Origin of the sequence: Nocardia crassostreae (assembly GCF_001613405.1) — a bacterium.
GTDB classification, from domain to species: domain Bacteria; phylum Actinomycetota; class Actinomycetes; order Mycobacteriales; family Mycobacteriaceae; genus Nocardia; species Nocardia crassostreae.
Genome location: NZ_BDCH01000013.1, coordinates 65105 through 89102, shown reverse-complemented (window position 1 = coordinate 89102; position 23998 = coordinate 65105). Strand labels below are relative to the sequence as shown.

General features: G+C 67.8%; 23 protein-coding genes and 1 pseudogene. 5 read left to right on the top strand and 19 right to left on the bottom strand.

The annotated features are described in order from the left end of the window. Nucleotides 1-19: 19 nt before the first annotated feature. The 11 genes from NC4_RS11585 to dop form a co-directional block, all read right to left on the bottom strand. Nucleotides 20-2713 carry a DEAD/DEAH box helicase gene (locus NC4_RS11585; RefSeq protein WP_067536368.1) on the bottom strand — a complete coding sequence of 898 codons (2694 nt, stop codon included), beginning with the start codon at nucleotides 2711-2713 and terminating at the stop codon, nucleotides 20-22. A 2-nt stretch (nucleotides 2714-2715) separates the two neighbouring features. Continuing rightward, nucleotides 2716-3690: a twin-arginine translocase subunit TatC gene (tatC, locus tag NC4_RS11580; RefSeq protein WP_067536365.1), complete on the bottom strand. Its 975-nt coding sequence runs from the start codon at nucleotides 3688-3690 to the stop codon at nucleotides 2716-2718. An 89-nt stretch (nucleotides 3691-3779) separates the two neighbouring features. Further along, nucleotides 3780-4052, bottom strand: coding sequence for a Sec-independent protein translocase subunit TatA (gene tatA / locus NC4_RS11575; protein ID WP_067536362.1), 273 nt, complete (start codon nucleotides 4050-4052; stop codon nucleotides 3780-3782). A 146-nt stretch (nucleotides 4053-4198) separates the two neighbouring features. Next, a complete protein-coding gene (locus NC4_RS11570; RefSeq protein WP_067536359.1) occupies nucleotides 4199-5209 on the bottom strand; it encodes a 2-dehydropantoate 2-reductase in 1011 nt (336 codons plus the stop codon). Between the two features lie 29 nt (nucleotides 5210-5238). Continuing rightward, on the bottom strand, nucleotides 5239-6276 hold the full coding sequence (locus NC4_RS11565) for a helix-turn-helix transcriptional regulator (protein ID WP_281186279.1): 1038 nt from the start codon (nucleotides 6274-6276) through the stop codon (nucleotides 5239-5241). Nucleotides 6277-6448: 172 nt separating this feature from the next. Further along, nucleotides 6449-7444 (bottom strand): helix-turn-helix transcriptional regulator, encoded by a 996-nt coding sequence (locus tag NC4_RS11560; RefSeq protein ID WP_067536357.1) that lies wholly within the window; start codon nucleotides 7442-7444, stop codon nucleotides 6449-6451. Nucleotides 7445-7569: 125 nt separating this feature from the next. After that, on the bottom strand, nucleotides 7570-8928 hold the full coding sequence (gene pafA / locus NC4_RS11555; protein ID WP_218021039.1) for a Pup--protein ligase: 1359 nt from the start codon (nucleotides 8926-8928) through the stop codon (nucleotides 7570-7572). 261 nt (nucleotides 8929-9189) lie between these two features. Further along, nucleotides 9190-9960: a proteasome subunit alpha gene (gene prcA, locus NC4_RS11550; protein ID WP_067536352.1), complete on the bottom strand. Its 771-nt coding sequence runs from the start codon at nucleotides 9958-9960 to the stop codon at nucleotides 9190-9192. After that, nucleotides 9957-10817, bottom strand: coding sequence for a proteasome subunit beta (prcB, locus tag NC4_RS11545; protein WP_067536350.1), 861 nt, complete (start codon nucleotides 10815-10817; stop codon nucleotides 9957-9959). Before prcB ends, prcA begins: the two co-directional genes overlap by 4 nt. Next, a complete protein-coding gene (locus NC4_RS11540) occupies nucleotides 10814-11008 on the bottom strand; it encodes a ubiquitin-like protein Pup (RefSeq protein WP_067536347.1) in 195 nt (64 codons plus the stop codon). The genes prcB and NC4_RS11540 overlap by 4 nt, the downstream gene beginning before the upstream one ends. A 158-nt stretch (nucleotides 11009-11166) precedes the next feature. Beyond that, a complete protein-coding gene (gene dop / locus NC4_RS11535) occupies nucleotides 11167-12669 on the bottom strand; it encodes a depupylase/deamidase Dop (RefSeq protein WP_067536344.1) in 1503 nt (500 codons plus the stop codon). Nucleotides 12670-12812: 143 nt separating this feature from the next. Between dop and NC4_RS11530 the strand changes: the two genes are divergently transcribed. Further along, nucleotides 12813-14042, top strand: coding sequence for a DUF418 domain-containing protein (locus tag NC4_RS11530; protein WP_084528947.1), 1230 nt, complete (start codon nucleotides 12813-12815; stop codon nucleotides 14040-14042). A 58-nt stretch (nucleotides 14043-14100) separates the two neighbouring features. On the opposite strand, the gene NC4_RS11525 is transcribed toward NC4_RS11530, so the two are convergent. The 4 genes from NC4_RS11525 to NC4_RS11510 all read right to left on the bottom strand — a co-directional run bounded on the left by NC4_RS11525 (nucleotide 14101) and on the right by NC4_RS11510 (nucleotide 17522). Further along, nucleotides 14101-14460, bottom strand: coding sequence for a hypothetical protein (locus NC4_RS11525; protein WP_067536341.1), 360 nt, complete (start codon nucleotides 14458-14460; stop codon nucleotides 14101-14103). 69 nt (nucleotides 14461-14529) lie between these two features. Next, complete coding sequence (locus tag NC4_RS11520) at nucleotides 14530-16119, bottom strand: FAD-dependent monooxygenase (RefSeq protein WP_067536339.1); 1590 nt, start codon at nucleotides 16117-16119, stop codon at nucleotides 14530-14532. Beyond that, nucleotides 16116-16760, bottom strand: coding sequence for a TetR/AcrR family transcriptional regulator (locus NC4_RS11515; RefSeq protein WP_067536336.1), 645 nt, complete (start codon nucleotides 16758-16760; stop codon nucleotides 16116-16118). The genes NC4_RS11520 and NC4_RS11515 overlap by 4 nt, the downstream gene beginning before the upstream one ends. A gap of 54 nt (nucleotides 16761-16814) precedes the next feature. Next, nucleotides 16815-17522 (bottom strand): TetR/AcrR family transcriptional regulator, encoded by a 708-nt coding sequence (locus NC4_RS11510; RefSeq protein ID WP_067536755.1) that lies wholly within the window; start codon nucleotides 17520-17522, stop codon nucleotides 16815-16817. A 117-nt stretch (nucleotides 17523-17639) separates the two neighbouring features. Between NC4_RS11510 and NC4_RS11505 the strand changes: the two are divergent. Both NC4_RS11505 and NC4_RS11500 read left to right on the top strand, forming a co-directional pair. Further along, nucleotides 17640-18529 (top strand): annotated as a pseudogene (locus tag NC4_RS11505) (AurF N-oxygenase family protein). Next, nucleotides 18526-18870 carry a DUF4873 domain-containing protein gene (locus tag NC4_RS11500; RefSeq protein WP_084528910.1) on the top strand — a complete coding sequence of 115 codons (345 nt, stop codon included), beginning with the start codon at nucleotides 18526-18528 and terminating at the stop codon, nucleotides 18868-18870. The pseudogene NC4_RS11505 and the gene NC4_RS11500 overlap by 4 nt, the downstream one beginning before the upstream one ends. Before the next feature lie 31 nt (nucleotides 18871-18901). Here the strand turns inward: NC4_RS11500 and NC4_RS11495 are convergent, their stop codons facing one another. Next, nucleotides 18902-19591, bottom strand: coding sequence for a TetR/AcrR family transcriptional regulator (locus NC4_RS11495; protein ID WP_067536333.1), 690 nt, complete (start codon nucleotides 19589-19591; stop codon nucleotides 18902-18904). A gap of 188 nt (nucleotides 19592-19779) precedes the next feature. Between NC4_RS11495 and NC4_RS11490 the strand changes: the two genes are divergently transcribed. Beyond that, complete coding sequence (locus NC4_RS11490; protein WP_245721634.1) at nucleotides 19780-20178, top strand: nitroreductase family deazaflavin-dependent oxidoreductase; 399 nt, start codon at nucleotides 19780-19782, stop codon at nucleotides 20176-20178. 48 nt (nucleotides 20179-20226) lie between these two features. On the opposite strand, the gene NC4_RS11485 is transcribed toward NC4_RS11490, so the two are convergent. The 3 genes from NC4_RS11485 to NC4_RS11475 all read right to left on the bottom strand — a co-directional run bounded on the left by NC4_RS11485 (nucleotide 20227) and on the right by NC4_RS11475 (nucleotide 22967). Further along, nucleotides 20227-20586 carry an arsenate reductase family protein gene (locus NC4_RS11485; protein WP_067536327.1) on the bottom strand — a complete coding sequence of 120 codons (360 nt, stop codon included), beginning with the start codon at nucleotides 20584-20586 and terminating at the stop codon, nucleotides 20227-20229. Nucleotides 20587-20603: 17 nt separating this feature from the next. After that, entirely contained in the window at nucleotides 20604-22283 is a 1680-nt protein-coding gene (locus tag NC4_RS11480; RefSeq protein WP_067536325.1) for a hypothetical protein, read from the bottom strand. Nucleotides 22284-22616: 333 nt separating this feature from the next. Then, nucleotides 22617-22967, bottom strand: coding sequence for a nuclear transport factor 2 family protein (locus NC4_RS11475; protein WP_067536322.1), 351 nt, complete (start codon nucleotides 22965-22967; stop codon nucleotides 22617-22619). A 59-nt stretch (nucleotides 22968-23026) separates the two neighbouring features. Here NC4_RS11475 and NC4_RS11470 point away from each other — a divergent pair, with 59 nt between their 5' ends. Next, nucleotides 23027-23950 (top strand): cyclase family protein, encoded by a 924-nt coding sequence (locus NC4_RS11470; RefSeq protein WP_067536319.1) that lies wholly within the window; start codon nucleotides 23027-23029, stop codon nucleotides 23948-23950. The last annotated feature ends 48 nt before the right edge of the window (nucleotides 23951-23998 follow it).

Here is a 23998-nt window from a genome sequence, read left to right as displayed (position 1 = left end):
CAAATCACAGTCCCTTTCGCTACGCGGCGTCCACCGCGACGACACCCCGCCGGATGGCGCGCACGGCCTTGGCCGCGGTGGCGGCCACTTCCACATCGTCGGCGGTGCCGTGGATCTGATCGAGCAGATCGATGACCTGACGGCACCAGCGCACGAAATCGCCCGCCGACAGCGGGTTTCCGCGGTCGCCGCTGGCGAGCAGAGCATCTGCCAGATCGTCGTCGCGGGCCCAGGTGTAAACACCGGTGACGAATCCGAGGTCGGGTTCGCGGGTGGGCTGGAGCCGATGCCGGGATTCGTCGGCGCGCAATTGCGACCAGACCCCGATGGTGGAATCCACCGCGCGGCGAATCGGGGCGGTCGGTCCGGAAGCCCCGAGATATCCGCCCTCCTGGCGCGATTCGTACACCAGGATGGACACCACTGCCGCGAGTTCGGCCGGTCCCAGACCGCGCCACAGGCCCTGGCGCAAGCTCTCGGCCACCACCAGATCGGCCTCGGCGTAGATGCGCGCGAGCCGCCGCCCGTCGGCGGTCACCTCGCCGCCGTCCACATAGCCGCGTTCGGCCAGCAGCGCGAGAATGCGGTCGAAGGTGCGGGCGAGGGAGTTGGTGGTCGCGGCGACCTGCTGGCGCATGGACTCGGTTTCGCGGGCGATGCGGTTGTAGCGTTCGCCGATGCGCGCCAACTGTTCCCGATCCGGGCGGGTATGCGCCGGATGGTTGCGCAGCGCGCGGCGCAGCGTCTGCAGTTCGCGATCGTCGGCGGCCTTGGACTTGGATCCGCGACGCCCGCGACCGGGCGCGACGATACCGGTGCTGCGCAGCGCGGAGGCCAGATCGCGGCGCACCCGCGCGGTGCGGTGATCCACGTGTCGCGGCAGGCGCAGCCGTCCCAGCGATTCCGCGGGCGTCGGGAAGTCCGCGGAATGGATACGGCCCGCCCATTTGTCCTCGGTGAGCACCAGCGGACGCGGATCCCCCGGCGTCTGATCGGGTTCCAGGATGACGGCCAGTCCCTGGCGGCGGCCCGTCGGAATCGCCACCACATCGCCGCGCCGCAGCGCGCCCAGGGCGGCGACGGCGGCCTGGCGGCGATCGGTGCGGCCCTGCCGTTCCAGGTGCCGTTCCCGTTCCCGAATGCGTTCGCGCAGTTCGAAATACTCCAGGAAATCCTCGCTGAGCTGGGTGCGCAGCTTGCGCAGCTGGGCGTCGTTGCGTTCGATGCCGCGCACCAGGCCCACGACCGAGCGGTCGGCCTGGAACTGGGCGAAGGAGCGTTCCAGCAGCGCCCGCGATTCCACCGCGCCCATCCGGTCGATGAGGTTGATGGACATGTTGTAGCCGGGCCGGAAGGAACTGCGCAGCGGATAGGTGCGGGTGGAGGCCAGACCGGCCACCGCGCTGGTGTCGACCTCGGGATGCCACATGACCACCGCATGGCCCTCGACATCGATGCCGCGCCGCCCCGCCCGCCCGGTGAGCTGGGTGTACTCCCCCGGCGTGAGCTCGGCGTGGCTCTCGCCGTTGAACTTCACCAGGCGTTCCAGCACCACCGTGCGGGCGGGCATATTGATGCCCAATGCCATTGTCTCCGTGGCGAATACCGCGCGCACCATACCGCGCACGAACAGTTCCTCGACGGTGTGCCGGAAGGCGGGCAGCATGCCAGCGTGGTGCGCGGCGAAACCGCGGTGCAGCGCCTCGCGCCACTCCCAGTAGCCGAGCACTTCCAGATCGCTGCGGGGCAGATCCCCGGTGTGCTTCTCGATAATGGCGTCGATCTCGTCGCGATCCTCCTCGCGCGAGAGATCCAGCCGCGAGCGCACGCACTGGGCAAGGGCCCCATCGCATCCCGCGCGGGAGAAGATGAAGGTGATGGCGGGCAGCAGCCCTTCCTGATCGAGCCGGGCGATCACCTCCGGCCGCGGCATGGGCCGGAACGACCGGCGCGGCCCGCTGCCGCCCCGGCGGCCGGGCACACCCCAATTGTCCATCCGGTCAACGGCTTCCCGGTGCTTGATATAGCGCACCATATCCTCGTCGACCACCACCTTGGCATCGCTGGACTTGGGATCGAACAGGTCGAACAGCCGCTTGCCCACCATGACGTGCTGCCACAGCGGCACCGGCCTGGTCTCGTCCACGATGACGGCGGTATCGCCGCGCACCGTCTCCATCCAGGCGCCGAACTCCTCGGCATCGCTGACCGTGGCCGACAGGCTGACCAGGCGCACCTCGGGCGGCAGGTGCAGGATGACCTCTTCCCACACCGCGCCGCGGAAGCGGTCGGCCAGATAGTGCACCTCGTCCATGACCACGTACGAAAGCCCGTGCAGCGCATCCGAACCCGCGTAGAGCATATTGCGCAGCACCTCGGTGGTCATGACCACGACGGAGGCATCGGGATTGATGGACTGATCGCCGGTCAGCAAACCGACGGTCTCGCGCCCGTAGCGCGCGGTGAGATCGGCGAACTTCTGGTTCGACAACGCCTTGATGGGCGTGGTGTAGAAGCATTTGCCGCCCGAGGCCAGCGCCAGGTGTACCGCGAATTCGCCCACCACGGTTTTACCCGCGCCGGTGGGCGCGCAGACGAGCACACTGTGCCCGCCTTCGAGGGCTTCACACGACTGCCGCTGGAACGGATCCAGCTCGAATTTCAATTCGGCGGCGAATGCCGCCAGTTCGCCAGTAAGCGACCGAGACGTCACCGTCAGAGCGTATCGGAGTAATCCGACGCGCTTCTCGTTGTTTTTTCCGAAGGCGCGGCGGCCACCGGTTCCGGCGCGTCGACCGGCGTGGCGCGATCGATGCCGCCCGGCCCCGCACCCAGCGGCGAGGCTTCCTCATCGGAGAGGTTGGCCCAGTTCTCGGCATTGCGGGCCTTGCTCTTGTCATTGATGCGGGCGATCTGCACCGCCAGCTCGAACAGCACGGTCAGCGCCAGCGCGAGCGCGAGCATGGAGAACGGGTCCTGCGGCGTCACGATGGCCGCGAAGACGAACAGGCCGAAGATCAGGCCGCGCCGCCACTTCACCAGCTTCTCGTAGGACAGCACGCCGACCAGGTTCAGGCCCACGATGATCAGCGGCGTCTCGAAACTCACGCCGAAGATGATGAGCAGCTGAATGATGAAGCTGAAGTACTGCGAACCGCTCAGCGCCGTGATCTGCACATTGTCGCCGATGGTCATGAGGAAGCTGAGGGCGTGGGCGACGACCCAGTAGGCCAGCACCGCGCCCGCGATGAACAGCGCCGCGCCCGAGGCCACGAAGGAGACGGCGTACTTGCGCTCCTTGGCGTACAGGCCTGGGGTGATGAACGCCCACAGCTGGTACAGCCACACCGGGCAGGCCATGACGATGCCCGCGGTGAGACCGACCTTCAAGCGCAGCATGAACTGTTCGAACGGCGCGGTGGCCAGCAGGCGGCATTCGCCGTCGGCCGAGAGCGCGGCGCGCGAGCTCTCCGGCAGCGAACAGTAGGGTCCGCGCAGGATCTCGCCGAGGCTCTCCAGCCCGAAGAACGAATGCGAGTACCACAGGAAGCCGAGCACGGTGGTCAAGGCCACCGCGAAGATCGCCTTCAGCAGCCGCGACCGCAATTCGTACAGGTGCTCGACCAACGACATGGTGCCGTCGGGATTCGTTCTCCGCTTACTGCGCCGCGGGTCGAACGGAATGCGCATGGATGTGTCTGCCTCGCTGATCGCCTGGCGCCGGACCTGGACAAGACTCGCCCCGGGACGAGGACCTCATCCCGGGGTAGGTGGGGCGACTACGCCTTGTTCAGATCGGCCTTGTTCGCTTCGGCCTTGACCTGCTCCACCGGGGTGGCGGCGGGCTGCGCGGCCGGGAGCTCCGCGGCGGGAGCCGTGGCCTGCGCCGACGAGGACTTGTCACCGTCAGCGTGCATCTCGTTCATCTCGCTCTTGAAGATGCGCAGCGAACGACCGAGACCCCGGGCGGCGTCCGGAAGCCGCTTGGCTCCGAACAGCACCAGGAACAGCAGCGCAATGATGATCCAGTGCGTCGCGCTGAGTGAACCCATCGACTTCCTCCAATACTGTGGTGCTTCGATGCTACCCGACCGGAATATGGCAAACCATTTGTCAACCGTCGTTCTACCGGTGGTCATGCGGATTTGCCCGGATGTTACCCGGGCGAGCTGAGGGCCGCGCTGCGAGAAAACCGTGACTATCCGGTGGATCCGGCGGCGGCCCGCAGTTCGGCCAGCAACTCCGGGCCCGACCAGGTGCGCCGGTCCCCGTTCTCGGCGGCCCCGATGAGCTCGACGAGCCGCGCATTGACCGGGGTCGGCATGCCGACCATGGCGCCCAGGCTCACGATTTCCCCACACAGCCAGGCGATTTCGGTTTTCCGCCCGGCCGCCAGATCATCGGCCATGGAGGACCGCGCCACCGGATCGATGGCCAGCACCTTGCCCGCGACGCCGCGGAAGACACCGTCGGGAACCGTGAGCAATCGCACCATGGCCTCGGGCGGCAGCACGGTCAGGCGGGCCGGGCTGATGCGGGCGCGGCTCATGGCATCGAGGGCCTCGCGCTGGGTCAGCGCCAGGCAGCGGCGGTAGTCGCGATTGCCGAGCTCCTCGCGCAGCGGGCGCCCGGACAGGGCGTTGATCGGGTTGTTCAGGTTCAGCAGCAGTTTGGCCCACTGCACCGACAGCAGATCCGGGTACTGCTTGAAACCGAGCCCGGAGGCGCCCAGGACGGGCGCGAAACGATTGAGCACGGGATCGGCCGCCACGGCGACGCCGCCCGCGGTGCCGCAGTGGAAGCGGCCGCCCTCGTGATGCACGACATTGAACATGACGATGCCCGCCACAACCACACAGGCGGGCAGGATCTCGCGGATGACGGCATCATTGCCGATGCCGTTCTGCAGGCTGATCACGACCGTGCCGAGCTGCACCAGACCGGACAACTCCTGGGCGGCCTGTTCGGTGTCGCCCGACTTCACGGTGATGAGCACCAGATCGGCCGCGCCCGCCTCGGCGACCGAGGTGACCGTGCGGAAGGCATCCGGTTCGACCCGCACATCCTGTCCGTCGAGATCGGTCAGGCGCAGGCCCGAAGCAGTGATCTCGCCGAGCATGCGCGGCCGCCCGACGAAGGTGACCTCCGCGCCCGCCGCCGCCAGCCTGCCCCCGACGTACACCCCGATACTTCCGGCGCCGAGCACCATCACCCGCGGCGCCGATGTGGAACGAGCGGTCAAGCCGGACCGACCTCCTCGAAACCGGCCGTGGCGAAACCGGCCGAACCGTCCTGCGCCAGGGCGGAATACGCGGCCAGGGCGGAGCTGGAGCGGTCCCGGACCGCGGTCACCAGTTCCGGCGGGCCGAGCACGGTGACGCCGGAGCCGAAGCCGAGCAGCAGCCGCGCCATCCATTCCAGGGTGGCGAAGCGCATGGTGGCCTCGATACTCCCGTCCGGATGCACCGTGACCTTGTGCATCGGGTACTGGTCCAGCACCCAGCCGTAGTCGGCGCGAATCAGCAAGCGGGCCAGCGGGACCGCCGGATCGTCGACGAACAGGTCCAGGGCCGCGGTCTCATCGGCCGCGACATCCACGGGCGGACGGGCGGGTTCGGCGAGTTCGGTGGCCTCTTCGATGCGGTCGAGGCGGAACAGGCGCACGCCCTCGGCTTGACGGCACCACGCCTGCAGGTAGCTGTTGTTGTCCACCAAGACGATTCGGAGCGGATCCACCACGCGTTCGGAGACCTCGTCGCGGCTGGCCGAGTAGTAGACCAGGCGCAGCGCGTGATCGTGTTCCAGCGCGGAGCGCACCGTGGCCACCGACGGGGCCTCCACCGGGGCCGGGGCGATCGGACCCTCGAACTTCCGTCCGGAGATGGCGGATTCGATCTTCGCGATGGCCGAGTGCGCGGCGCTGGGATCGACCATGCCCGGCAGATCCGCGATGGACCTTAGCGCCACCAGCAGGGCGGTCGCCTCCAGCGAGGTCAGCCGCAGCGGCCGGTCGATACCGGCGGAGAAGGTGACCTCGATGCTCTCCTCGGAGAACGACAGATCGATCAGATCACCGGGCCCGTAGCCGGGCAGGCCGCACATCCACAGCTGATTCAGATCGCTCATGAGCTGTTTGGTGGTCACGCCCAGTTCCGCGGCGGCCTCGGCGGCGCCGATCCCCGGATTGGCCTGGAAGTACGGCACCATATTGAGCAGCCGCGACAGGCGCGTCGACAAGCGGCTGGTGGTAGCCGCGCCGGTCTTGCGCTCCCGCAGTCCGCTCGACACCCGCGCACCGTCGCCGGTCTGCCCGCCGCGACGCGGGGCCGCGTCATTACCGCGACGTGCGCCGTTTCCGTCCCCGTCACTCACGACTCCACCTCGCCGGCGCTCGGCTCCGTCGTGCGCGACGGCACGCTGTGTTGATGGTCCACTCGCTGGCGCTCGCTCACGACGCCGACACCTCCGTCCGCTCCAGCACCGACTCCAGCCGGGCAATGACGTTGTCGCGCAGGTCTTCCGGTGCGAGCACCAGGGCGTCCGCGCCCAGTCCGGTTATGAGGCGGGCCAGCCAGTCGCGGGAGCGAATCGGCACCTCGACAATGGATCCGGCGCGCCCGCCCAGCACGCGGTCCTCCATGAGCGCACCCATGCGGCGGATCTCCTGGCCGCGGCCCGCGGCCACCCACACCGTCGCCGAGCCGGTGATCGGGGCCTGGCTGGTCACATTGGCGACCAGGGCGCGCACGTCCACGTCCTCGGGTTTGTGCACGGCATTGGCCGGGCCGTATTCGGTGATGTTCTCGCCGATGCGGGAGATGCGGAAGACGCGCTGCACCTGGCGGGCATTGTCGTAGCCGACCAGGTACCAGCGGCCGTGATGGGTGACCACACCCCAGGGCTGCACATCGCGCTCGATCGGATCACCGTGGGACTGGCGGTGTTCGAAGGTCACCGCGCGGCCCGCGTCGATGGCCGCGAGAAGTTTGCCGAGCACCGGTTCCGAACCGCGGGTGCGCGCCGGGACCGCGGGGACCGAGGCGACGCCCGCATCGGGTTCCACATGAATGCCCGCCGCGCGCAGTTTGAGCAGACCGCCCTCGGCGGCGGCCGCGAGTTCGGGCGACTCCCACAGCTGCACGGCCACCGCCACGGCGGCGGCTTCGGCACTGGTCAGATCGATATCGGGTAGCTCGTAGGCGTCCCGGTTGATGCGGTAGCCCTCGGCCCCGGAGTACCGGCTGACCGGTCCGATCTCCAATGGAATGCCCAGATCGCGCAGCTCGTTCTTGTCCCGCTCGAACATGCGGCTGAACGCCTCGTCGCTCGCGGACTCCTCGTATCCGGCCACACTGTCCCGGATCCGCTCCGCGGTCAGGAATTGCCGGGTGGACAGCAGCGCGATAACCAGATTCATCAACCGCTCGACCTTGGATATCGCCACCCGTAAGAGAGTAGTGCGCCTACCTACCCAACGTCGCGTGGTGGTCCCCGAATTGCCCACCGCTCTCCCAGAAAGTCGGCGGGCCGCGAACCAGAAGGTTCGCGGCCCGCCGACTGTCACTTGACCTACATGGAGGCGATGAGCCGATCCACGCGCTCGTCGACCGAGCGGAACGGGTCCTTGCAGAGCACCGTGCGCTGGGCCTGGTCGTTGAGCTTGAGGTGGACCCAGTCGACGGTGAAGTCGCGGCCCGCCTCCTGGGCGGCGGTAATGAAATCGCCGCGCAGCTTGGCGCGCGTGGTCTGCGGCGGGGTGGTGACGGCGGCGTCGACCGCCTCGTCCTCGGTGACGCGCTTGGCCAGACCCTTGCGCTGCAGCAGATCGAACACGCCGCGGCCGCGCTTGATGTCGTGATAGGCCAGATCCAGCTGGGCGATCTTCGGGTCGGACAGCTCCATGCTGTAGCGGTCCTGGTAGCGCTGGAACAGCTTGCGCTTGATCACCCAGTCGATCTCGGTGTCCACCTTGGCGAAATCCTGCGCCTCGACGGCATCGAGGGTGCGGCCCCACAGATCCACCACCGCGTCCACCTGCGGATCGCGATCGCGATTGCGCAGATGCTCGACGGCGCGGGCGTAGTACTCGCGCTGGATGTCCAGGGCGCTGGCCTGCCGACCGCCCGCCAGCCGCACCGGACGCCGCCCGGTGAGATCGTGCGAGACCTCGCGAATGGCGCGAATCGGGTTGTCCAGAGCGAAGTCTCGGAACGCGACGCCCGCTTCGATCATCTCCAGGACCAGGGAGGCCGTGCCCACCTTGAGCATGGTGGTCGGCTCGGCCATATTGGAGTCGCCGACGATCACGTGCAGGCGGCGATACTTCTCGGCATCGGCATGCGGCTCGTCACGGGTATTGATGATCGGCCGCGAGCGGGTGGTCGCCGAGGAGACGCCCTCCCAGATGTGCTCGGCCCGCTGCGATAGGCAGAAGGTGGCCGCCTTGGGGGTCTGCAACACCTTGCCCGCACCGCAGATGAGCTGGCGGGTGACCAGGAACGGGAGCAGCACATCGGAGATGCGGGAGAATTCCCCGGCCCGGACGACCAGGAAGTTCTCGTGGCACCCGTAGGAGTTGCCCGCCGAGTCGGTGTTGTTCTTGAACAGGTAGATGTCGCCGCCGATGCCTTCCTCGGCGAGACGCTGTTCGGCGTCGATGAGCAGATCCTCGAGGACCCTCTCACCGGCGCGGTCGTGAGTGACCAGCTGCACCAAGCTGTCGCACTCGGCCGTCGCGTACTCCGGATGGGAACCGACATCGAGGTAGAGCCGGGCGCCATTGCGGAGGAACACGTTGGAACTACGGCCCCAGGAAACCACCCGGCGGAACAAGTACCGGGCCACCTCGTCAGGACTCAACCGACGGTGACCGTGGAAGGTGCACGTCACCCCGAATTCGGTTTCGATCCCCATGATTCGTCGCTGCACACCATCGACATTACAGGCGTGAAGTCCCGCATAAGGGCAGTGTGGAACAGCCGATGCAAACGTATTCACAACGATTTAGCACGAGATGCAACGTCACAGCCCCTGTCACCTGCCAAAAACCAAGCCCCCTTTGCACTCTGCTGCACCGAGTGCAAACACTCGCCGCCCCCGAGTGCAATGCGCGAGGGTGCCGGATGACATAGAAAATACCGGGCCGGGAACCATTTGGTTCCGGCCCGGTATTTTCCGAATTTCCCAGTGCTAGGAGGGATCTCCCGCGCCCGGCTTATCGGCCTCGGCGGCCGCTTTGGCGGTCTGGGTCTTGCCGGTGATCAGTTGTTGCAACGCCGAGCCGGTGATGCGGCGGAAGGCTCGGCGGGGGCGGGCCTGCTCGAGGGTGGCCACCTCGAGGGAGGAGACGCCGATGGTGCGCTTGTCCTTGTCGGCGCCCTCGGGGGTGGCCTTCTGCAGGGCCGCGACCGCCACCGTGATGGCGGAGTGCAGGTCCATGCCGGACTTGTAGGAGCCCTTGAGCGCGGTGACGATGGGGTCGGTATTGCCGCCCATCACCACGAATTCGCGTTCGTCGACAATGGATCCGTCGAAGTTGATCCGGTACAGGACCGAGTTGACGTCCTGTTCCGGGTAGCCGACCTCGGCGACGCAGATCTCCACCTCGAACGGCTTGAGCTGATCGGTGAAGATGGAGCCGAGGCTCTGCGCGTACAGGTTGGCCAGGAACCGCCCGGTCACATCCCGGCGGTCGAACTGGTACCCGCGCAGATCCGCCTGCAGGATGCCGCCGCGGCGCAGGCTCTCGAACTCGTTGTACTTGCCGACCGCGGCGAAACCCACCCGGTCGTAGAGCTCACTCACCTTGTGGAGGGTGGCCGAGGGGTTCTCGGCCACGAACACCACACCCTTGTCGTACACCAGAACGATGACACTGCGGCCTCGTGCGATGCCCTTGCGCGCAAGTTCGGTCTTGTCGCGCATGATCTGTTCGGCCGACGCGTAGTACGGCAGTGTCATGCTTCACCGATCCCTTCCGCGGCCGCCGCGGCACGCTCGTCCACCATGGCCCGCGTGATCTCCTTCAGACGCTCGTCGGAGACCTCCTCCGAACCCTCGGAGTCGATGACGATCGCCGTCGGATAGATATTGCGCAGGGTGTCGGGACCACCGGTCGCCGTGTCGTCATCGGCCGCGTCGAACAGCGACTCGATGGCGATGCGCAATGCCTTGTCCTGATCGATGCCGCGGGCGTAGGTCTTCTTCAGCGAAGACTTGGCGAACAGCGAACCGGAACCCACCGCGGTGTAGCCGAAGCGCTCTTCGCTGCGCCCGCCCACCACGTCGTAGGAGATGATGCGGCCGGATTTGTCCGGGTCCTGCTGAGCCGGGTCGAAACCGACCAGCAGCGGCACCACCGCCAGGCCCTGAAGCGCGGCGGGCAGGTGGTCACGCACCATTTTCGACAGCTTGTTGGCCTTGCCGTCGAAGGTGAGGGGAACGCCCTCGATCTTCTCGTAGTACTCCAGCTCCACCGCGAACAGGCGGATCATCTCGATCGCCATGCCCGCGGTGCCCGCGATACCGGCCGCAGAGAAGGTGTCGGTGATGTACACCTTCTCGATATCGCGACTGGCCAGCAGATTGCCCTGCGTCGCCCGGCGGTCGCCCGCGATGAGCACGCCGCCGCGGTAGGACACCGCGACGATGGTGGTGCCGTGCGGGGCGAAGTCCGCGGGGGCGGCGCTCAGCGGCTGACCGCCGTCGCCCCGGAAACCGTTGGCGGGCAACAGTTCCGGGGCGTACATCCGCAGGTACTCGGAGAAGGAGGAGAGGGCGAACCCCGTTTGGAGCCGCAGGGGATCACCTTGGGTCACTGGCCGCCCTTCTGAACATACGCACGCACGAAGTCCTCCGCGTTCTCCTCCAGGACGTCGTCGATCTCGTCGAGCAGGTCGTCGGTCTCCTCAGCCAGTTTCTCGCGCCGCTCCTGCCCCGCAGCACCGTCCCCGACGGGGCCCTCGTCCTCGTCGCCACCACCGGCGCGCTTGGTCTGCTCTTGTGCCATAGCAGCCGACCTCCTCTGTGATCATCGGCGAGCATCGGAGAAGATCCGATGCCCGTCCCCCAACACTACCCAGCAGCGGGGACAACATGCCGGATTAACCTGATTGTGCCTCGCCCGCTACCTCTCGGAAGCCCCCGGGAGCGGATGCCCCCGCGGGCCTATCGAGTCAGCTGCTGTACCAGTTCGGCGGCGGTGTCGACGCCGTCCAGCAGCTTGCCGACATGCTGTTTGGTGCCGCGACGCGGTTCCAGGGTGGGAATGCGCACCAGCGAGTCGCCGCCCAGATCGAAGATGACCGAGTCCCAGCTGGCGGCGGCGATATCCGCGCCGAAGCGACGGAGACATTCGCCACGGAAATAGGCGCGAGTATCGGTGGGCGGGTTGGTCATTGCGTCCACGACCTGCTGTTCGGTGACCAGGCGCTGCATGGAGCCGCGCGCCACCAGGCGGTTGTAGAGGCCCTTGTCGAGGCGCACATCGGAGTACTGCAGGTCCATGAGGTGCAGTTTGGGGGCCGCCCAGTTCAGGCCCTCGCGCTTGCGCATGCCTTCCAGCAGACAGAGTTTCGCGGTCCAGTCGAGCAGGTCGGCGGTCTCCATGGGGTCGCGCTCGAGCAGATCCAGCACGTGCGCCCACTTTCCGATGATGTCCTGGACGCGGGCGTCGTTATTGCCGCCGGTGCGGTCCATGAACTTCTCGACGCGGTCGAGATAGATGCGTTGCAGGGCAAGGCCGGTCAGCTCGCGGCCGTCGGCCAGGGCGACGGTGGCGCGCAGGGTGGGATCGTGGCTGATGGTGTGCACGGCCGTAACCGGGCGGGCCAGTTGCAGATCCGAGAGATCCTCGCCCGCCTCGATCAGATCCAGGACCAGGGCGGTGGTGCCGACCTTGAGGTAGGTGGACCATTCGGAGAGGTTGGCGTCGCCGATGATGACGTGCAGGCGGCGGTATTTGTCGGCGTCGGCGTGCGGTTCGTCGCGGGTGTTGATGATGCCGCGCTTGAGCGTGGTCTCCAGGCCGACCTCGACCTCGATGTAGTCGGCGCGCTGGGACAGCTGGAAGCCGGGCTGATCGCCGGACTGGCCCAGGCCCACGCGGCCGGAGCCGCACACCACCTGGCGGGAGACGAAGAACGGGGTCAGGCCCAGGATGATCTGGTTGAACGGGGTCTCGCGGCTCATGAGGTAGTTCTCGTGGGTGCCGTAGGAGGCGCCCTTGCCGTCGGTGTTGTTCTTGTACAGCTGCATGCGCGGGGCGCCGGGCACGCTGGAGGCGTAGCGGGCGGCGGCCTCCATGACGCGCTCGCCCGCTTTGTCCCAGATGACCGCATCCAGGGGGTCGGTGACCTCGGGCGCGGAGTACTCCGGGTGAGCGTGATCGACGTAGAGGCGAGCCCCGTTGGTGAGGATCATGTTCGCCGCGCCGACCTCGTCGGCAGCGATGACCGGTGCGGGGCCGTTGAGCCGCCCCAGATCGAATCCGCGCGCGTCGCGCAGCGGAGACTCCACCTCGTAGTCCCAGCGGGTGCGCTTGGCGCGCGGCACGCCTTCGGCCGCGGCGTAGGCGAGCACCGCCTGGGTGGACGTGAGAATCGGGTTGGCCGACGGCTCCGAAGGCGTCGAAATGCCGTACTCCACCTCGATTCCGATGATGCGCTGCATAGGACCGAGCCTAGGCGACGACGCTCCGAATCGGGCGCGAGCGGGTCATCCGTGGCGTGGACGCCGAGTCATTCGTGCGGCGTACGGGTGATCGTTCTCCCGGGCGATCCGCGCTGACCTGGCCCGACGGCACAATTGCACGCATGGTCGAACCGGTCTCGTCGCCGCGACACGCACGCCAGGCCCCCACAGTCACCGCCGACCCGAATCCCGTTCCCGCCGCGCCACGTTCGGGGCGGCTGCCCGCACTGGACGTGCTGCGCGGCATCGCGATTCTGGGCACGCTGGGCACCAATATCTGGATCTTCACCAACGTCGAGGGGTTGCTCGGGTACATCTCGCAGGAGAACGAACCGACCGGTGCGTGGTTGTGGGCCGAACGCGTGCTCCAGCAGTTGGCGCAGGGCAAGTTCCTGGGCCTGCTCACCATTATGTTCGGCATCGGGCTGGCGATTCAGCAGCGCTCGGCGGTGCGCGGCGGGCGGCCGTGGCCGGGCAAGTATCCGTGGCGGGCCGGGCTGCTCTTCCTCGACGGCTTGCTGAACTTCCTGCTCGTCACCGAATTCGATGTGCTGATGGGTTACGCCCTCACCGGTCTGGTGGTGGCGTTCGTGCTGGCCACCAGTCCGAAGGCGCAGCGCCGCTGGCTGATCGTGGCGGCGAGCATCCACACCGCCATGCTCACCCTGCTCGCCCTCGGCATGGCCTTCGACAATCGCGCGCCCTCCGAGCGACCGCAGCCCGAGCCGCTGGACCCGAATCCCTATGCGGACGGCTCGTTCTGGGATCTGGTGGTGTTCCGCGTGGAGCACGCGGGGATGTTCCGCCTGGAGGCGGTGTTCATCTTCCCCATGTCCATTGCCCTGTTCCTGCTCGGCGCACGGCTGTTCCGGGCGGGGGTGTTCGAGGCCGAGGGTGCGCGAATCCGCAAGTGGCTCATGATCATCGGGCTCGGTATTGCCGCGCCGATCGATATGATCGCCGGTGTCGCGGGCGGCGGTGACCTGATCCTGTTCACCCGTTACGGCACCGCACCGTTCGTCGCCCTGGGCATTCTGGCGCTGGTCGCGGAGTTCTACACCCGCCGCTCGGCCCCGGGGCTGGTGGCGCGGCGTTTCTCCGAGGTCGGGCGGATGGCGTTGAGCTGCTACATCCTGCAGAACCTGGTGGCGGGAGCCATCTGCTACGGCTGGGGGCTCGGGCTCACCGACATGGTGTCCCCGCAGGCGCGTGTGCCCTTCACCGTCGGGATCTATGTGCTGATCTCGGCGCTCATGATGGTGTTCGCCCACTTCTGGCTGCGCCGCTTCGAGCGCGGGCCGGTGGAGTGGATGTGGAACGCGAGTTATCGCGCCATCGCCGAGCGCGGCTGAGATTCGATCGCTGATCGGCCCGGACTCCGGCTTCGGGCCGATCAGCGCGCGGGCTTTGTCAGCCCACGGATCCGGTGGGGACCTGGGAGCGCGGCGCCGCGCCGGTGATGGTCCAGCTCCCTTCCAGGTCGCCGGGTGCGCACGACAGTGCCAGGTTCACGCTGGTATGGGGTTCGGCCCACTCACTGCCGGTGACATAACCGGTCGACCAGACGCCGGTCTGGGTGTTCATGGTGTTGCAGCTGATCTGCGCGGAGATCAGATAGGCCTCGTCGTTGTCATTGGTGCAGGTGGTGCCTTCACACCAGACGCCGGGCGCGACATAGAACGACGCCGCGGCCGTGGGCGCGAACGCAATCGTTGCAGCACAGGATATTCCGGCGATTGCGGGCAGACCGGCGAGCAGCCGAGACTTCATGGTTTCCTCCCCCGAGCAAATCCCTTCACTTCCGAACCTACCCGCTGCGGCGGGCACGCGGCAAGCGAATTACACTCCGCCGCTGAATATCTCGTCGACTCGCGCGTTATCGGACGCACCGAACCAGCGGGTGAGCGCGGCCCGGAGCGCCTCGAGTTCGGCGGCGTCCGGGTGGGGCATGCTCGTCGCCCAGGCCACATAGGTGTCGGGGCGCAGCAGCAGCGCGGTCGGAGCCGGGGTCGCGCGGTCGACGCGGGCACGCACCGTCTCCACTCGGCCCGGCTGCTGCGGCAACGCGTCCGACAGTTCGCCGTCCTCGGTCAGATCGATGAGCAAAGGTCGTGCGGTTCTGGCCAATTCCGCGAGACGAACGGTCCGGTCCGCGATGTGGAGCTCGACATCGGGTGCGATACGACCGACGAGCGGGTTCGGATCGGGATCGCCCATGTCGTAGCGGATGTCGGAGCCCGCGAGCAGGTCGGCGATGCGTTGCACCGCCGCATGGTCGGCGAGCAGTTCGGAGAAGACCTCGCGCAGGGCGGTGACATCCGAGCCGGGGGCCTGCAAGGCCGCTTGGGCCTGCGCCGAGAGCAGGGTGCGGCGGGCCGCGCGGCCGCGTTCGGCGTCGTAGCTGTCCAGTAGTCCGGCGGGAGCCTCGCCCTTGATCGCGGCGGCGAGTTTCCAGCCGAGGTTGAGGGCGTCCTGCAAGCCCAGATTCAGTCCGGGGCCGCCGCCGGTGGCGAAGATGTGGGCGGCATCGCCCGCGAGGAAGATCCGGCGGTCGCGGAAGCGTTCGGCGACCCGGGTGTGACCACCGACCATGCGCCACAACGCATATGGACCATCGCCGGTCGGCGGTTCCAGGGGGAGCGGCACGCCGAGCACCCGGGCGATGCTCGCCGCCATCTCGTCGAGACCCATCGGATCCGCCGGTTCGGCCTCATCCCATTCCACGGTGCTGAGCAGCGGTGGCCGACCGGGGAACGGGGCGTAGGCGAAACCGCCGCGCTCGGTTCGGAAGGGCAGGAACGGGCGGATGTCACCGTAACCCGGGACGTGCAGGGTTCCGGTCGCGGGATCGATCCATTCCGACGGCAGGTTCGCGTTCGCTATCCGGGTGAGGGTGCGGTCGTAATGCATTCCCGGGAAATCGATTCCGGACATCTTGCGGATCACGCTGTGCGCGCCCCCGGCGCTCACCAGGTAGGCGGCGCGCAGCCGGTGCACGCCGTCGGCATCCGAAACCTCCACGGTCACACCGTTTTCGTCCTGTTCGAAGCCGAGCAGTTCGGTGCTCCAGCGAATCTCGGCGCCCAATTCCAGGGCACGATCACGCAGCACTTCCACTTGACGGGACTGGGGCGCCGCCAAGGCGTAGATGGGGCTATGGTCCAGCAGGCTCAAATCCAATGGGAGCGAAGCGAACATGAAGTAGGCGGAGTTGGGTTGCGGCGCACCGGGCGGACCGCCCAGGCGTTCGTAGAGGCTGCGACGGTCCATCATCGGCACCACCTGGCCGACGAGGCCGTTGGCCTTGGCCTCCCCGCTGGGTTCGGGCAGTCGCTCCAGAACCAGGGCGCCCACCCCGGCGAGGCGCAGTTCCCCGGCCAGCATCAGGCCCACCGGGCCCGCTCCGGCAATGATCACATCGAAGGTCATGATTTCTCCTGACGGACAGTGCTTTCCGGCGGCGGCACCGGCAGGCCCGCGGCCAGTTGTTCGAGTGCTGCGCGCAGCAGCGGCAGCACCGGCTGCGGCGGGTTCGCGCGCAGGCTGTGGTCGATGGCGGCCGAGCAGGCCGCTCCAATGGCGGCGGCCGCGAGATTCGGGTAGAGATCCCGCCCGGCATCGGTGCCGGTGCGGGTGGCCACGGCCGCGGCGAGGGTGCGTTCGGCCGCGGCATTCGCCTCGAGTACAGCGGATTGCACGGCCGGTTGGCCGAGCATGAGCCGGATGCCGTCGGCCCACTCGCGCCCCTCGGGGCGATCGTCGCTCTGCTGGCCGAGCGCGAACCGATCCAGGACGGCGGCGATCACCGCATCCCACAGCGGTTCGGCGGCCGGGCGCGCCAGGAGTTCCTCCGCCATCTGCTCCATGCGCTCGAGGTGCCGCGACGCGACGGCCTCGGCCTTGCTGGAGAAATAGTTGCGGAAGGTTCGCACGGACACATTGGCCGCCGTCGCGATGTCCTCGACGGTCACAGTGTCCCAGCCGCGCTCGACGCTGAGCCGGATGGTCGCCAGGCTCAGCGCGAGGCGGGTTTCGCGCTTCTTGCGCTCGCGCAGACCGATATCACCCATGCCGTCCAGAATACAGAACCTTGCCGCCGGGGCAATATTTCCGTGGCGGCAAAATTATGAGCGGAGCGCCTCGGTGCGCGAGAGCAGCTCGGAGACGACGGCGTCGCGATCCAGGGGCACGTCCAGGCTGCGGGCCTTGCCTTCCAGCAGGGCCAGCACGGATTCGGTAAGGATGCCTTCGACTTGCTCACTGGTGAGCGCGGATTCGGCGCGCCAGCTGTTCACCACGCCGTCGACGAAGCCGACCATGCCGAAGGCCATGGGGCGGGCGCGATTCCGGTCGAGGCCGAAGCGGGCGAGGGTGTCGGCGAACAGATCGGCGAGCTGACCGCCGATGCGGTCGCGCGCCCCGGCCAGCACCGCGGCGGACTCGCCCCGGGGTTCACCGGCGGAGAGGAAGCGGTGCAGATTGGGATGGCGTTCCACCCAGCCGACATAGGTGCCGACCGCACCGCGCACCGCATCGCGGACGGTGCCGTCGGGGCGCAGGGCCGGAAGCAGTTCGGCCAGTAGGGAATCCAGGATGTGGCGGCGGATGGCCTGGTCCAGATCGGCGCGGCCGTCGAAGTGGCGGTAGACCACCGGGCGCGGGACGCGCAGGCGGTCGGCGATCTGCTGCACCGAGATCTCGGCGCCGTTCTCCTCGATGACGGCGAGGGCGGCGTCGAGCATATCGGCGCGGCGGCGGGCCTTGTGGCCGTTCCAGCGGGTGCTGCGGCCGTCGGCGACCGCGGTCGGTTTGCGTGTGCTGGATCCGGTCACCCGTTTCACGATACCCACCTGCCCATTGACCGATACAGTGTGTACCACTAACCTGAGTGTAACAGCTTGTATCAGTAATACGAGTCAGGAATCGCCATGACCGACAAGGGTGTTGTCATGGGCCGCCAGGCCGCCTCGGAAGCCTTCGCGCAGCGTTTGCTGATCGGATCGGCGAAGAAGTCCTACGACCCGGTGGTCGATCTGGATTGAACGCACCGCTGGATCCGGACAAACTGTTCCTGCCACCGGAGGTGGTCTCGCTGTACGGCACCCCGCTGTGGGAGGCCATGACGCACGAGCAGCGGCGGGAGCTGTCCCGGCAGGAGCTGGCGGATGTGCTGTCGGTGGGCATCTGGTTCGAGAACCTGCTCAACCGGCTGTTGCTGCGCGAGCTCATGACCAGCGATCCGCGCTCGGGATACTCGCAATACACGCTCACCGAAATGGGCGACGAATGCCGTCACATGATGATGTTCGGCAAGCTCGTCGATCGCATCGAGGCCAAACCGTACTGGCCGAATCGCTATGAGCGCCTGACGATCAGCGCCTTGCAACTGTTCCTGCGCGGCGCCATGGTGTGGGTCGGCGCACTGGTCGGCGAGGAGATCTTCGACGCGCTGCAACGGCGCACCCACGACGATCCGGAGCTACAACCGCTCGTGGCGCGCGCCATGCGGGTGCACGTCACCGAGGAGGCGCGCCACATCGGTTTCGCGCGAGATGCGCTGGCGCGCCGGGTGCCGACCATGTCGAGGGCCGAAATCGCCTACACCCGGCTGTGTGTCGCGGTCGCCGCTCCCCTCTTCGTGCATCTGCTCACCAATTGGCACATGTACGCCCGCGCCGGAATCGCCGACGGCCGCGCCGCCCACCGAATGGCCCGCGACAATCCGCACGCCAAGCGCGCCCTGGGCCTCGGCGCCGCGAATCTCGGCGCCTTCCTGGACAAACAGGGCCTCATGAGCCCGATCGGCAAGCGCATCTGGCAGCGCCGGGGCCTGCTGTGAGGTGGCAGCGCGGGCGTCGCCGCCGCTCCTACGACGAATGGTTCGATTTCCCGGAACCCGAACCGGCACACGAGTATTCAGGTCCGGCGACGCTGGACGCCCCCGGCGCGGAAGTCCCGGTGACCGCGACCTTGAACGGCCACCTCGACCCCATCGACGGCAAGTTCCACTGGTACGGCCGCCTGGCCGCCGCCGACGGCGTCGACCTGCCCGGCCCGGGTCGCGGACAGGTCTTCCTCACCCTGCCCGGCGGCGCACCCGCCCCCGGGCAGCTCCAGGAACACGATCCGTGGGGGAACCTGCGGATCACCGGCACCGGGCGGCCGCCGTTCGAATTGTGAAGCCGCGCGGCGTGACCCAATGCGCGGTGGGCTAGGCGGGCAGGCCCATGAGGTCGGCCGTGGCGTCGACGGCGAAGTCGAAGAACGGGCCCGCCGGGTCCATGGTGCCGTTGAGCTGACCGAATATCTCGAAACTCACCGCGCCGAACAACTGCGTCCAGGCGACGACCATGCGCGCCACCGTAGCATCCGGTAGGCCGGGGGCGAATTGCCGTGCGATATCGGCGGATTGGGCGGCGAGATCGGGGTGGAGGGACTCTCCGGCCGGAGTGAGGGCCCCGCTTTCCCAGGCGCGGTGGACGATGCCGAGCAGGCCGAGCGGAACCTTGGACGCCGGTTCGATGGTCGTTTGCGGGGCCTGGTAGCCGGGCACCGGCGAACCGTAGAGCAGCGCGTATTCGTGGGGGTGGGCGATGGCCCAGTGCCGCACGGCCGCCGCGGCGGCGCGCCATTGCCCGCGCGGGGTGTCGGCCGTGCCCACGGCCAGGACGACCTCGTCGCCGATCGCGTTGTACGCCTCGATGATCAGCGTGGTGAGCAGATCGTCCCGGCTGGGAAAATAGCGGTACAGCGCGGAGGAGACCATGCCCAGTTCGCGGGCGATGGCGCGCAGCGAGAGGGCGGGGGCGCCCGATTCGGCGAGCTGGCGGCGGGCCGCATCGGTGATCTCGCGGGTGATCTCGGCGCGAGCCCGTTCGCGGGCGGTGCGGGGGGCGTTCATGGAGACAGTATGCCACGTTTCGGAGCGGTGAAACTTTTTGAGAGCAGCGCTCTTGACAGCGAGCGGTTGAATCATGCACACTGATCACATCAGAGAGCACCGCTCTCGAAAGGCTCGCAAAGGACGCCACCATGAACGCCAACTCCGCCGCCAACCGCTACATCGGCCTCTAGGGCCTGGACCCGATCGTGAACCGCATTGCCAATCTGCTGCCCAAGCTCGGCACCAGCGTGGCCGGTTCCCGCCTGCTGGCGGTGCGCGGCCGCAAGAGCGGCGAATGGCGCACCACCATGGTCAATGTCCTCACCACCGACGACGGGGCGCGCTACCTGGTGGCCCCGCGCGGCCACACCCAGTGGGTCCGCAATCTGCGCGTCGCCGGATCCGGTGAACTGCGGCTGGGCCGTAAGTCTGAATCCTTCACCGCCGCCGAGGTTTCCGACGCCGACAAGATTCCGGTGCTGCGCGCCTACCTGGAGCGCTGGGGCTGGGAGGTGGGCAAGTTCTTCGAGGGCGTCACCAAGAATGCGACCGACGCCGAACTGACCGAGATCGCACCGGGATTCCCGGTCTTCCGCATCGCCTGAGCGAATGCGCTGCGGCGCTCCGGACTTCGTACCCGCGCGGTTCTCGGATCAGCGCAGGGCGTCGAGGGACTCGTCATCGCGGGCCACCAGGGCGCGACCGTCGGCGGTAATGACAATGGGGCGCTGGATCAGTCGCGGGTGGGTGGCGAGGGCGTCGATCCAACGGTCGCGGTCGGCGAGGGTCCTACCCCAGGTCGATACGCCCAGTTCCTTGGCCTCGGCCTCGGCCGTGCGGGTGATATCCCACGGTTCCAGGCCGAGTTTGGCCAGGACATCGCGGATTTCGGCGGCGCTCGGCGGATTGTCGAGGTAGCGGCGCTCGACATAGTCCGTGCCGGATTCGTCGAGAACCGCCTTGGCATTGCGACTCTTGGAGCACTTCGGATTATGCCAGATCTCCGTTGCCATAACCCGAAGCCTAGCGATCAGACCCAGTCGACGACCCAGCGGTACGGGCGCATCCAGTAGAGACCGGATTCGGGCAGGGGTGAGCCCCAGCGCTCCTCGGCCTGGCCGAGCTGCCAGCGGTACTCGGGAGCCGGATCGCCCTCGTGGATTTCGTGCAGGTGGCGGCGCCAGGTATTGAGCATGGCGGGGACGACCTGGGGATTGTTGGTGAAGGCCCAGTCGACGCTGCGGCCCATGAGGGTGTCGACGGCGTGATTGCTGGCATTGCGGTCGTCGGTGGACAGCGAGTGCAGGAAGGCGGCCACCAGGTTGTAGGCGATGCCGTCGTGCACGGAGGTCTGACCGTTCCCCAGGGACCAGACGCCGAGGTAGGTCGGGGCCTGCTCGTCCACCCAGACGGCGTGCGCCTCACCGACGCGATTGTCGAAGATGAGCGACATGAGCAGGCCGAGAACGGATTTGCCCATGATCAGCGGGTCGGGCTTGCCGGTTTCCATGGCCGCGGCAATGAGGGCGCGGTAGGCGGAGGCGGCGAGGGCGGGGCGCTGGGCCTCCAGGAGGGCGTCGGCGGCTTCACCACCGGCGGCCTGTTCGGGCGGCGGTTGTTTGCTCTCGGAGGCGGTTTTCGGGACCGCGCCGGGAATCGGCAGATACTGGGTCGCAGCGGCGCCCGCTCCCCCCGGACCGAGATCGGTGAGGGGGCCCAAGCCCGATAGTGGTTCCCGCCCTGGGCCGGGTGCGAGCAGCGGGTCCGGCGCCGGACGCGGAGTCGGTCCGCCGAACGGCTGCGGGGCCGACAGCGGATCGCGACCCGGGAGCGGGCCTGAGCCGGGTAGTGGACCCGAGCCGGGCAACGGGCCGGAACCCGAGCCCGGCAATGGACCGGGACCTGGGCCCGAGAGCGGGCCCGACCCGGGTAGCGGGCCTGGGCCTTGCAGCGGACCTGAGCCCGGTAGTGGGCCCGATCCTGGCAGCGGACCCGGACCGGACCCCGGAACCAGACCCGGCCCGGCGAGCGGATGTGCGCCCGGGATCTCACCGGGAGCCGCGAACGGGTCCGCGGGCAGTTTCTGCAGGTAATCGAGTGCCTCGCGGGCGAATTCGTTCTCCTGGCCGACGAGCCAGTCGCGGCCCGCGCGCAGGGTGTCGATCAGGTGCCCACCGACGCCGTGTTCGATGGCCGCGCAGACGGCGTAGTAACCGTAGGAGCGGTACTCGTCGAATCCCGCTCCCTCGGCCACCAGCATTTCCGCGTAGCGGCTCGCCAGATCGTGCCGGTCGATATCGCCGAGCAGGGTGCAGGCGGTCATGGCGGCCATCAGCACCTCGCCGGGTTCGCCGTGGCTGCGGCGCAGGTCGATGCAGCGGTCGGCCATGATGACGGCGGTCTCGGCGCGGCCGAGCTGGGTGGCGGCCTCGACGGCCATGGAGTACATGGTGGCGAGGGTGCCGGGCGGGATATCGGCCGGATAGCGGGCGGGTCCGTGTTCGGCCAGGTGCAGGGCCTGTTCGTAATCGCCTGCCGCGAAGGCGGATCGGAAGCGGTAGGAGATGATCCAGCCGTAGTCTTTGGGATCCGGCGGGGTGAGCAGCGCATTGTCGAAGGCCGTGAGCCGGGCCAGCGCCTCGCCGGCGAGCCCCGCTTCCAGCATGCCGCTCGCGTCGTTCATCACTTCGACGAACGCGTTTCGATCCATGGCTACTTCGCCTTCCCGCAGATTTCAGGCCCGGATCGTATGGCGCACCGGGTTTCACGCGCGGGTAGTGAGGGCAACGTCATAGTTTGGCGCGGCGCGGCATGACCGTTCGACCCCCCGAACCGAGCCACCGTCGTCCACTCATCCTCTCGTTACTCAATAAGCTCTCCCCGCAACAGAATTCCATCACACGCGCGAGAGCGCATCCGCCACCAGCCTCCGCGTGGCGGATTGCGCGAATGCGCCAGCGCCGGGTGTGGTGCGCGAATTCGCCGAGCGGGAACGCGAAGTGGCGCCGACGCGGATCGCGTCGGCGCCACCGTTGCGGCTCGGTCAGGCGGGCACCTTGTCGAGGAAGCCGAGCACCTGGGCGATCCGGCCGCCGGTGAGGGTGATCACGTCGAATCCGATCACCAGTGGTTCGGGGGCGCCGAGATACCAAGTGAAGCGCGCGGTGTCGTGGTGGCCGTCCACCGGTCCGAGTCCGAATTCCAGGCCCGCGAACTGCTGCTGCGCACCGGCGACCATGGCGTCCACGGCCTCGGTGCCGCGAATCTCCACCAGCGGATCGGTGAATGACACATCCGCGGTGTACAACTCGTCGATCAGAGCCTTGCGCTTGTCGGCGTCCTGCTCGTTCCAGCTGTCGATGTAGCGCTGCGCGATGTTCGTGTAATCCGTCATGCATCAAGCATCTTCGCTGTCGTGCTGCGAGTCGATTACGCGTCAGGTAAAGAGAAGCCATGAGTTTTCCCGCGGAATTCCTGGAAATCGCCAAGAGTGTGAACAACTGGGGGCGTTGGGGTTCCGACGATGAGCTGGGAACACTCAACCTGATCACCGATGAGGTGGTGCGGGCGGCCGCGGGCACCGTGCGCACCGGGCGGCGGATTCCGCTGGCCCTGCCGCTGACCCAGAACGGCGTGCAGACGGGTGCGATTCCGGGGCGGGTGAATCCTCTGCACAGCATGGTCGCGATCAACTGGGAGATGTTCGGACCGGACACCGTCGCCACCAGCGATGATGTGGTGACCATGGGTTTGCAGGCCGCCACGCACTGGGATGGACTGCCGCACGTATCGCACTCCGGCGTCATCTACAACGGCCGTCCCGCCGACAGCATCACCGCCCATCACGGCGCGACCTTCAGCGGCATCTCGACAATCCCCCACCTCGTATCGCGTGGCGTCCTCCTCGATATCGCCCGCGCCCGCGGCGTCGACCGCCTCCCCGTCGACCACGCCATCCTGCCCGCCGATCTGGAGGCTGCCGAAGAACTCGCGGCCACCCGCGTCCGCCCCGGTGACATCGTCATGATCCGCACCGGCCAGATGCAGCTCTACCTCTCCGGCGACCGCACCGCCTACGCCATGCCCGCCCCCGGCCTGTCGGTCCACACCCCCGAATGGTTCCACGCCCGCGACGTGGCCGCCGTCGCCACCGACACCCTCACCTTCGAGATCTTCCCACCCGAAATCGACGTCTGGCTGGCAGTCCACGCCCTGCACCTGGTCGAAATGGGCATGCTCCAAGGCCAGAACTGGAACCTGGAGGCCCTCTCCGCCGCCTGCGCCGAGGAATCCCGCTACGAATTCCTCCTCTCCGCCATGCCCGAGCCCTTCCTCGGCGCGACCGGATCCCCCGTCGCCCCGGTCGCCATTCTCTGAAATATTCGGTATCCCTTCCCGCCCACTCCCCCGATACTCGGTGCATTC